Origin of the sequence: Azoarcus indigens (assembly GCF_004361735.1) — a bacterium.
Taxonomy (GTDB): Bacteria; Pseudomonadota; Gammaproteobacteria; order Burkholderiales; family Rhodocyclaceae; genus Azoarcus; species Azoarcus indigens.
This window is the reverse complement of sequence record NZ_SNVV01000011.1, coordinates 174,418-184,761: the sequence shown is the minus strand read 5'-3', so window position 1 is coordinate 184,761 and position 10,344 is coordinate 174,418. Positions and strand designations below refer to the sequence as shown.

9 protein-coding genes and 1 riboswitch are annotated in these 10,344 nt (G+C 61.4%); of the genes, 2 read left to right on the top strand and 7 right to left on the bottom strand.

Annotation, left to right across the window (positions count from 1 at the left end):
• Positions 1-167 precede the first annotated feature (167 nt).
• The 3 genes from C7389_RS14160 to C7389_RS14150 form a co-directional block, all read right to left on the bottom strand.
• Positions 168-398, bottom strand: a complete 231-nt coding sequence (locus C7389_RS14160; RefSeq protein ID WP_133592535.1) for a hypothetical protein — start codon at positions 396-398, stop codon at positions 168-170.
• Positions 399-563: 165 nt separating this feature from the next.
• Positions 564-875: a hypothetical protein gene (locus C7389_RS14155; RefSeq protein WP_133592533.1), complete on the bottom strand. Its 312-nt coding sequence runs from the start codon at positions 873-875 to the stop codon at positions 564-566.
• Between the two features lie 24 nt (positions 876-899).
• Complete coding sequence (locus C7389_RS14150; RefSeq protein WP_133592531.1) at positions 900-1,961, bottom strand: hypothetical protein; 1,062 nt, start codon at positions 1,959-1,961, stop codon at positions 900-902.
• A 144-nt stretch (positions 1,962-2,105) separates the two neighbouring features.
• Between C7389_RS14150 and C7389_RS14145 the strand changes: the two genes are divergently transcribed.
• Positions 2,106-3,131 carry an integron integrase gene (locus tag C7389_RS14145; RefSeq protein WP_133592529.1) on the top strand — a complete coding sequence of 342 codons (1,026 nt, stop codon included), beginning with the start codon at positions 2,106-2,108 and terminating at the stop codon, positions 3,129-3,131.
• Positions 3,132-3,137: 6 nt separating this feature from the next.
• Here the strand turns inward: C7389_RS14145 and metH are convergent, their stop codons facing one another.
• From metH to bamE, 4 genes are all read right to left on the bottom strand, one after another.
• Complete coding sequence (gene metH, locus C7389_RS14140; RefSeq protein WP_133592527.1) at positions 3,138-6,839, bottom strand: methionine synthase; 3,702 nt, start codon at positions 6,837-6,839, stop codon at positions 3,138-3,140.
• 74 nt (positions 6,840-6,913) lie between these two features.
• A riboswitch (S-adenosyl-L-homocysteine riboswitch) is annotated at positions 6,914-6,982 on the bottom strand.
• A 72-nt stretch (positions 6,983-7,054) separates the two neighbouring features.
• Entirely contained in the window at positions 7,055-7,660 is a 606-nt protein-coding gene (locus C7389_RS14135) for a hypothetical protein (RefSeq protein WP_246034772.1), read from the bottom strand.
• 33 nt (positions 7,661-7,693) lie between these two features.
• Positions 7,694-8,173, bottom strand: a complete 480-nt coding sequence (locus C7389_RS14130; RefSeq protein WP_133592525.1) for a hypothetical protein — start codon at positions 8,171-8,173, stop codon at positions 7,694-7,696.
• A gap of 27 nt (positions 8,174-8,200) precedes the next feature.
• Positions 8,201-8,686 carry an outer membrane protein assembly factor BamE domain-containing protein gene (gene bamE / locus C7389_RS14125; RefSeq protein ID WP_133592523.1) on the bottom strand — a complete coding sequence of 162 codons (486 nt, stop codon included), beginning with the start codon at positions 8,684-8,686 and terminating at the stop codon, positions 8,201-8,203.
• Between the two features lie 406 nt (positions 8,687-9,092).
• Here bamE and C7389_RS14120 point away from each other — a divergent pair, with 406 nt between their 5' ends.
• Entirely contained in the window at positions 9,093-10,205 is a 1,113-nt protein-coding gene (locus C7389_RS14120; RefSeq protein WP_133592521.1) for a branched-chain amino acid ABC transporter substrate-binding protein, read from the top strand.
• The last annotated feature ends 139 nt before the right edge of the window (positions 10,206-10,344 follow it).

Genomic DNA, 10,344 nt, shown 5'->3' with positions numbered 1-10,344 from the left:
GCTTGTACCGATTGGCGCTTCGCGGGCAGATTCCATGTCGGCACGGGTCATTCAGAACCCACCACAGATGCCGGATATACGACTGCAGGTGATTCGTCCCGGAAAGTCAGAAACACGATCCGTCTTGATTTACGGGGGAGTCCATATAGGAATTGTTAGGCGAACACTCACAGCAGGCCCGCATTTGCCGACCTTTCTATGAGCATAGAAACCCAAATATTCTCAGATATGGTGAGACATTTCTTGATGGGCCAGCCAGGGGCCGTTTCAATAAGATGCAACACAGACCAAGCGATGCCAAAGCATCCATCACCTCCAAATATAGAAACTAGCGCTTCGGCCTCTTGATTCGTGACCGGCTTTTGAATGGCCAGCACCAATGATTCGATGACCTCCATTTGACTAACCGTTGCAGACTTTTCTGACGGTAGAGCGCCGAGCGATATAAGGTCAAGGACTGGCTTTTGCATTGCCTAGCCTAACGTGTAGCTGAGGGGCGCGCCATAGGCGCGTCCCAGCCCCCGAAGGGGGCGAACTCGAGCGGAGGGTTAGAGCGCATGTGCCTATTTACTCCAGAAAGATACTGCCAGTGAAATAAGCGAAACTAAAAGCGCAAAACCTGCTATCCAATTTGCCTTGGCTGATTGTTTCACTGCGCGCTTCGCAACCAATCGGCGCTCCAGCTCGGCCTCGGATGCAACGCCTCGAAGTTCAGCATATATGCCGGTTGATGCCTCTGAGGCATCATCAATATGGACTGACACGTCGTATTTCTTGCACTCTTCAATTAGCCTTTGCTTTCTTGATGGAGGAGGCAAGTCACCCAAGAACTTACCCCAATCCTGTTCTTTTTTCTTGGAAGAAAATGGCCACATTTGGGATGCGCACTAACGCTAAGCTCAACTGCCGCCATGCAGCGCAAGCGGAATGGTGGTCAGTTGGAGCGCATTGTTAGCTTCAGATTCCGAATATACTTCAATAGTACCGAAATCAATATCTCCGACCTCAATCAGCTCAGAGTGTATATTTCTCAGCATCTCAATTTTTTCAAGAATTTCAAAAAGTCTCTGCGAAAACTCAACTCTTTTTTCTGTAGATTTATCAATCGCGCCTAAATTGATTGATATTTCATATTTTTCAGGCACTTGATATTGACGATTGTAGTCATAATAAGAGTCTTTTTTCTCAAAAAAACAATGCTTTATAAAGCCCATAAAATCCATTGGCGAAGAAAACCTAGAGTCATGCTTGATAAGTCTCTCAATCTCTTTCATTCCATTCTTTTCTGATAGCAAATACCTAGCGTACAACGAATTGTGCATTGGGATTATGTTTGTGCCTTCTTTATTCACACTAGAGTCTGCAAGCAGTTGCTCATATATGTGCCGCACCTGATTATCAAGGTCTGCAATTTTTCTACCTGCAATGGTATCTTTAGATACGTTTTTATCATGAATCCAATACGCACTAATTAGATATACAAAAATTATATTCAAATAAGAGTCAAGCATTTCTATACAGCTCTTAATGTCTGTTTTTTCCAGATCACTTACATTTATAGCGTTAAGAAAGACTCCAACACGTTTTTCAAATACTGAGGATGCATCAAGAGACTTAGAGTTAAGCTCATCTAAGCGAGATTTGTGGTCTCTATAGTATGTCAGGCTATCAATGACTGTTTGATATTTTTCGGATAGATCTTGAAAAATCTCAACATTTCTAGTTTCAATGAGTGCCTCTATTACTGGGCGAATATCAGCCTGATATATATAGGTACTGTTAATTTGTATAATTGACGGTGGGAGGACATCGTCTTGAATGCTCGTCACAGGCAAATGCCTGACAATCCTTCCTTCTTTATCTCTTATAAGTGAAATATCTTCTTTTTGAAAGCGAGCATCCTTTAGACCCGCCTCTATGTCCGAACTTGTTAGCAGCGAGTACTTCTTCTTTTCACTCATACAATTTCTCTATAGTCGAATATAAAGCTAACGTGTTTTAGCCCGCAGATCCGCGGACTCGTTCTGAACCCTGCGATATATCCGGTCGGCCCCCGCAGGACGAAGTTATTTATGACAATGGCGTTTCATGAATATACTGTATTTATGAACAGTCATAACTCAATCGACAAACCCCGCAGACCTCGGAGCGAACCACCTGCTCCTCCGTTGACGGCGATCCGGTTGCTCGACCAGGTTCGGGAACGCATTCGGTACAAGCACTACAGCTTACGAACCGAGCAGCAGTATGTCTATTGGGTTCGCGCCTTCGTCCGCTTCCACGGCGTGCGCCACCCTCGCGAGATGGGTGCGACCGAGGTTGAGCAGTTCTTGAGTTGGCTTGCGACGGAACGGAAGGTTGCGGTCTCCACCCACAAGCAGGCATTGGCTGCGCTTCTGTTCCTCTATCGCAACGTGTTGGGTGTCGATCTACCCTGGTTGTCGGCGTTCGAGCGACCAAAGACGCCGGTTCGGCTGCCGTCGGTCTTGTCGCGCGAAGAGGTGAGCGCATTGCTGGATGCGATGGAAGGCCCCATCGCCGATCTGGCACGCCTTGTCTATGGCACAGGGATGCGCCTGATGGAAGCGCTGCGGCTGCGGGTAAAGGATGTCGACTTTCAACGCAGGCTGATCGTGGTGCGCGAAGGCAAGGGCAACAAGGACCGCATCGTGATGCTGCCCGACCGATGCAGCAACGCCTTGCGCGAGCAGTTGCGCAGGGCGCATCACCTGTGGTCGCAGGACCGCGCGGACGGGATTCCCGGTGTGGAGATGTCAGAGTCCCTCGCGCGCAAATACCCGCGTGCAGCGGAATCCTGGCCCTGGTTCTGGGTCTGGCCATCGCCGACGCTCTCGGTCGACCCGCGTTCTGGCGTGCGCAGGCGGCATCACTTGTACGAAGAGCGCTTGCAGCGCGCGCTGCGCAATGCGGTGAAAAAAGCCGGCATCGCCCGCCATGTCACGGTGCACACGCTGCGCCATTCGTTCGCCACTCACCTGCTCGAAGGCGGCTACGACATCCGCACCGTGCAGGAACTGCTCGGCCACGCCGACGTGTCGACCACGATGATCTACACCCATGTGCTGAACGGGGGCGGCCGAGGAGTGGTGTCACCCATCGACCGCCTTTAAGCCGCCTTACAACAGCGGCGCCAGCCAGCGCGCCGCCGCCTCTTCGCTCAAGCCGGTGCGCCCCGCCCAGTCGGCAAGCTGATCCTTGCCGATCTTGCTGATGGCGAAGTAGTGGCTTTCCGGGTGGGCGAAGTAGAAGCCGCTGACTGCGGCGGCCGGGGTCATGGCCATGGATTCGGTGAGGCCCATGCCGGTGTTGGTGGGGACGTTCAGCAACTGGAACAGCGCTGCCTTTACCGTGTGGTCGGGGCAGGCGGGGTAGCCGGGCGCGGGGCGGATGCCTTTGTACTGCTCCTTGATGAGCGCGGTGTTGTCGAGCTGCTCGTCGGCGGCATAGCCCCAGTATTCCTTGCGCACGCGTTCGTGCAGCCATTCGGCGGTGGCTTCGGCGAGGCGGTCGGCGAGGCTCTTGAGCATGATGGCGTGGTAGTCATCGTGGCTGGCTTCGAACTCGGCGAGCTTGTGTTCGATGCCCAGGCCGGCGGTGACGGCGAAGGCACCGCACCAGTCGCGCACGCCGCTGGCCTTGGGGGCGATGAAGTCGGCCAGGCACCAGTGCGGCTTGCCGGGCGGGCGTTCGTGCTGCTGGCGCAGGCCGTGCCAGCTCATCATGGCGGTGCTGCGGGATTCGTCGGCGTAGAACTCGATGTCGTCGCCCACGCTGTTGGCGGGGAAGAGGCCGAACACCGCGCGCGCCTGCACCCACTGGCCGGCGATGAGGTCTTCCAGCATGGCCTGGCCGTCGGCGAACACGCTGCGCGCGGTTTCGCCGACGATTTCGTCGTCGAGGATCCGGGGGAAGCTGCCGGCGAGGTCCCAGGTCTGGAAGAAGGGGACCCAGTCGATGTAGTCGCGCAGGTCTTCCAGGTCCACGTCCAGCGTGATCACGCCCAGGGTGTTGGGCTCAAACGGTACGTAGCCTTCGACCGACAGCGGATCGTAGGCGTTGGCGCGGGCAGCCTCCAGGCTGACCAGTTGCACGCCTTTCTTGTTGGCGTGCTGGGCGCGGATCTTGTCGTAGTCGGCGGCGAGTTGCAGGCGGAACTCCTCGGCGCCCGATTCGGACAGCAGCGCGGTGACCACGCCGACCGCGCGCGAGGCATCCGGCACGTACACCACCGGCTGCTGGTAGTGGGGCGCGATCTTGATGGCGGTGTGGGCGCGGCTGGTGGTGGCGCCGCCGATGAGCAGCGGCACCTCGAAGCCCTGGCGCTGCATTTCGGCGGCGACGTGGCTCATTTCTTCCAGCGAGGGCGTGATCAGCCCGGACAGGCCGATGGCCTGCGCGCCGTGTTCCTTGGCGGCGTTGAGGATCTTGTCCGCCGGCACCATGACGCCGAGGTCGATCACCTCGTAGCCGTTGCAGCCCAGCACCACGCCGACGATGTTCTTGCCGATGTCGTGCACATCGCCCTTCACCGTGGCGATGACAATGCGGCCCTTGCTGGTGGCGCCGGTGCGCAGCTTTTCCTCTTCGATGTAGGGGATGAGGTGGGCCACCGCCTGCTTCATGACGCGGGCAGACTTCACCACCTGGGGCAGGAACATCTTGCCGGCGCCGAAGAGGTCGCCGACCACGTCCATGCCGGCCATCAGCGGGCCTTCGATCACGGCCAGCGGCGGCTTGCCGGCCGCCGCCAGGCTGGCGCGCACCTCTTCGGTGTCGGCGACGACGAATTCGGTAATGCCCTTCACCAGCGCATGCTTGAGGCGCTCCTCCACCGGCCAGGCGCGCCAGGCGAGATCGGGGCCGGTGTCCTTGGCCTTGCCTTCCTTCACCGTCTGCGCCAGTTCCACCAGGGCCTCGCCGGCCCCCGGATGGCGGTTCAGCACCACGTCCTCCACCTTCTCGCGCAGCACCGGATCCAGGTCGTCATACACGCCCAGCATGCCCGCATTGACGATGCCCATCGTCATGCCGGCCTTCACCGCGTGGTAGAGGAACACGGTGTGGATGGCTTCGCGCACCGGCTCATTGCCGCGGAAGCTGAAGCTGACGTTGGAAACGCCGCCGGAGATCTTGGCGTAGGGCAGGTTGGCCCGGATCCAGGCCACGCTCTGGATGAAGTCGACCGCGTAGTTGTCGTGCTCTTCGATGCCGGTGGCGATGGCGAAGATGTTGGGGTCGAAGATGATGTCTTCCGGCGGGAAGCCAATGCCGGTGAGCAGTGCATAGGCGCGGCCGCAGATCTCGATCTTGCGCGCGTAGGTGTCGGCCTGGCCCTTCTCGTCGAAGGCCATGACGATCACCGCCGCGCCGTAGCGCCGCGCCAGCCGCGCCTCGTGCAGGAACTTGGCCTCGCCCTCCTTCATCGAGATGGAGTTGACGATGCCCTTGCCCTGGATGCACTTCAGCCCGGCCTCGATCACCTCCCACTTGGAGGAGTCGATCATGATGGGCACGCGGGAGATGTCCGGCTCGGAGGCGATGAGCTTGAGGAAGCGCTCCATCGCCGCCTTGGAGTCCAGCATCGCCTCGTCCATGTTGATGTCGATGACCTGGGCGCCGTTCTCAACCTGCTGGCGAGCCACCGCCAGAGCGTCGTCGAAGCGGCCTTCCAGGATCATGCGGGCGAAAGCGCGCGAGCCGGTGACATTGGTACGCTCGCCGACGTTCACATACAGGCTGTCCGGCCCGATGTTGAAGGGCTCCAGGCCGGACAGGCGCAGCTTCTTCTCGATCTCCGGCACCTTGCGCGGCGGCACCGCGGCCACCGCCTGGGCGATGGCAGCGATGTGGGCCGGCGTGGTGCCGCAGCAGCCGCCGAGGATGTTCACCAGGCCGGACCGCGCCCACTCCCCCACCGCCTCGGCCAGCTGCTCCGGCGTTTCGTCATAGCCGGTGGGCGCCAGCGGGTTGGGCAGGCCGGCATTCGGGTGTGCGGACACATGGGTGTCGCAGACCCGCGATAGTTCTTCCACGTAGGCACGCAGTTCCTTGGCGCCCAGCGCACAGTTGAGGCCGAAGGAGATCGGCTGCGCGTGCGACAGGGAGTTCCAGAAGGCTTCGGCGGTCTGGCCGGAGAGGGTACGGCCGGAGGCATCGGTGATGGTGCCGGAGACCATCACCGGCAGGCGGTGGCCGCCGTTGCGCTCGAAGTCGTCGAACAGCTTCTCGATGGCGAACACCGCCGCCTTGGCGTTCAGGGTGTCGAACACGGTTTCGATCAGCAGCAGGTCGGCGCCGCCCTCCACCAGGCCACGGGCGGAGTCGTAGTAGTCGTCCACCAACGCGTCGAAGGCGATGTTGCGGTAGCCGGGGTCGTTCACGTCCGGCGAGATGGACAGGGTGCGGGAGGTCGGCCCCAGCACACCGGCACAGTAGCGCGGCTTGTCCGGATTCTGCGCGGTGTATTCGTCGCACAGCTCGCGCACCAGGCGGGCACCAGCCACGTTGATCTCATAGGCCAGGCCCTCAAGCCCGTACTCGGCTTGGGAGACGCGCGTACCGTTGAAGGTGTTGGTCTCGATGATGTCGGCGCCGGCCTCGAGGTAGGCGCGGTGGATCTCGCCGACCACGTCCGGCCGCGTCAGCACCAGCAGGTCGTTGTTGCCCTTGAGGTCGCGCGGATGGTCGAGGAAGCGTGTGCCGCGGTAGTCCGCCTCGCCCAGCTTGTATTGCTGGATCATGGTACCCATGGCGCCGTCCAGAATCAGGATGCGGCGGGCGAGGTGCTGGCGGAGTTCTTCGGAGCGGTCGGCTTGCATGGGCATGTCCCGGTGAAACGAGTATCCCGGCGCAGCGCGGCCCGCAAAAGCGAACGGCGCCACAAACCGGATGGGGTTTGCGAGCGCCGTTGTTCGGTTGCCAAGCCTGGCCCGGTCTCCGGGTCGCAGCGCTCCTTGGCAGAGGGGCGGAAGTTTAGCGAGGGAGGCCCATGCTTGCCAAGGCTGGCGGCGGCATCATCCCACCGCGGCCCGCGCTACCACCACCAGGGCGAACCGGGCCAGCGGCGGGGGTGGAAAGGATATCCCGGGTAGGGATAAGGCCCCCAGGGGCCCCAGGGGTCGTAGTAATCCCAGTTCGGCGGATAGGAATAGGTATAGCTGGTGCGCGCAACCTTGCCCTCGACGAAGTGCACATTGAACAAGGCGGTCGAGCCATAGCCGCGCTCGGCCACGCTCCAGTCCCACACCACCTCGTGGGACGAGGGGAAGGTCTGCTCCGAGCGGTGGCTGCCCAGCAGGCGGGAAACCTCCTCCTGCGTCATTCCGCGCTTGACCCGCGCCAGGTTGGCGGCGGACAGCGCATCCCACTGCCGCAGCACAATGCCCCCCTGATCCACCTGCACCATCAGCGTGGAGGGGCCATCCGGCTGGTTGGAGAACTCCAGCGTATGGGTGGTATCGCCGTTGTCCCAGCGGCGGGTGGGTTCGCCCCGTTCGGCGATGGCTTCCTGCTCGGTGGTGTAGGGGCGGGGCGGCGCGAAGGCGGCGCAACCGGACAGGGCCGAGACGGCCAGCAGCGCCAGCAGGACGCGCAGCAGTGTGCCATTGGCGAGCTTGGGAAGAAGGGCTAGCGGTTTCATGGCCGTTCCTGGGATAAAGGCGGATAGAGGGGCTCAGAAAGGAAAGTGGATGTAGGTCTGGCTGGTGCGGACGACGCGGCCATCGACGAAGTGCACATTGAACAGGGTAGCGATGCCGGGGCCGGTATTCTCGATGTTCCAGTCCCACACCTCTTCCCGCGACAGGGCGAAGTACTGCACCGAGCGATGCGCGCCGAGCAGGCGGTTGACCTCCTCCTTGCTCATGCCCACCTTCACTTTCGCCCGCCCGGCGTCGCTCAGGCCGTCCTCCTGCCGCAGCACGCGGCCCTGGGCGTCCACCGTGACCATCAGGCAGCTCTCACCGAAAGGCTGGGTGGCGTACTGCAGGGTGGTGCTGCCATCGGCGTTGTTCCAGCGTTGCGTAGGGTGACCACGCGCGGCCAGCACTTCGGCTTCGCTGGTATAGGGCCGAGGCGGAGCGAAGGCGCTGCAGCCCGCCAGCAACAGGACAGCAAGGAATACGGGCAGGCGATGAAGGAAGGGCAGCTTCATGTCTTCCCTTGTTGTTGCCGGAGCGATTCAGCCGCGGGGACGGCTGTAGCGGCCACTGCCCCGCACCAGCCCGTCTTCGCCGAAGCTGACGGTGAAGTAGCGCGGCGCATCCGTGTCGCCACGGTCTACCAGCCACTCCCACACGGTTTCCTGCTTCAGCGCGAAGTGCTGGCGAGACGCTGGCCGGCCAAGCAGACGCAGCACCTGGTCCTGGCTCATGCCGGATTCGACCCGGGCGAAGCTGGCTTCGTTCAACACCTGCTCGAGCCGCAAAAGCACGCCATCCGTACCTATGGTGGCCATGTAGCACTCGGCGCCCTGGGGCTGTCGGGAATACTCCCAAGTGGTAGTGCCATCCGCATTCGGCCATACCGTCTGCGGTTCGCCCAGCCGCGCCCTCACCTCCGCCACGGTGGAAACGCCAGGCTTGAGATCGCGCACGGCGAAGTAGTCGCAGGCGGGCAAGCCAATGGCGGCGAGCAGGGAGCAGAGAATGAGGAGCAGGCGTTTCATGGCGTACCGTTCCGGGCGTCGTCCGGGGAGCGGCAAGAATCCCGCTTCCCGCCCCCTTTTGCAAATGGGCGTGGGCACCGCATGCACTGCAAAGGTGCAGCCGCACCGCCAGCGTTACCTGGCGGCCCAGGAACGGCGTGGGGGAACGGCTCCGTCCCCGGCTTGACCGCCCATTCCCGCTGGCACGATTCATGCGCCCCTCAAGCGCCCGGGGCTGCCCCGCTCCTTTGCCCCTACAAAAACCAGCACGCATGCGCCAGAGACAATTTTTTAGGCAGAATACGGACACTTTCGCCCCCCAGCCGGCGAAGTGCAGCGCCGCGACTCCCGCATCGCGTTTCCCGCAACGCGATTGCCCGCACAAAGCCAGGAAACCCGGTTTCACCCTTACGCAGGAGGAACAGGTATGAAAAAAACTCTCATTGCAGCTGCCATTCTCGGTCTCGGCCTGAGCGCCGCCCATGCCCAGGAAGTCGTGAAGATAGGCGCCGCCGCGCCGCTCACCGGCACCATCGCCCACCTCGGCAAGGACCTCGAGAACGGCGCCCGCCTGGCCCTGGAAGAAGCCAATGCCCGCGGCGTCACCATAGGCGGCAAGCCGGTGAAGCTGGAATTCATGGGCGAAGACGACCAGGCCGATCCGCGCACCGGTACCACCGTGGCCCAGCGGCTGGTGGATGCCGGCGTCAAGGCGGTGGTCGGCCACCTGAACTCCGGCACCTCCATTCCGGCCTCGCGCATCTACCATCAGGCCGGCATCGCCCAGATCACGCCGGCGTCGACCAACCCCAAGCTGACACAGCAGAAGTACCCCGGCGTGTTCCGCACCATCGCCAACGACGTGCAGCAGGGTTCGGTGCTGGGCAAGTTCGCGGTGGAAAACCTGGGGGCGAAGAAGATCGCCATCATCGACGACCGCACCGCCTACGGCCAGGGCCTGGCGGACGAAACCGAGAAGGCGGCCAAGAGCGCGGGCGCCCAGATCGTTGCGCGGGAATTCACCACCGACAAGGCTACCGACTTCAACTCCATCCTCACCAAGATCCGCAGCGCCAATCCGGACGTGATCTTCTTCGGCGGCATGGACGCCCAGGCCGGGCCGATGCTGCGCCAGTTCAAGCAACTGGGCATCACCGCCAAGTTCCTCTCCGGCGACGGCAGCTGCAGCCCGGAAATGATCAAGCTCGCCGGCGACGCCATCGGCGCCAACGCCTACTGCTCCATGGCCGGTCTGCCGATCGAGAAGATGCCCGGCGGCGCCGACTTCCGCGCCCGCTACAAGAAGCGCTTCAACGCCGACGTGCAGATCTACTCGCCCTACGCCTACGACGCCGCCACCGCCATCATCACCGCGATGGAAAAGGCCGGCTCGGCGGAACCGTCCAAATACCTGCCTGAGCTGAAGAAGGTGAACTTCGACGGCGTGATCGGCAATATCTCCTTCGACGACAAGGGCGACCTCAAGCAGGGCTCCATCACCGTCTACCAGTTCAAGGACGGCGCCTGGGTTCCGCTGTAAGCACCCGCCGGCCGGGCGCCCGCGCGGGCGCCCGGTCCGGGACGCAAGGCTTGCGGCCCACCTGCACAGCCACGGCTGCAAGCCTTGCGTCCTCTTCACACCGGCCAATCAATTCGCTGAATCCGGCGCGAAAGGTACA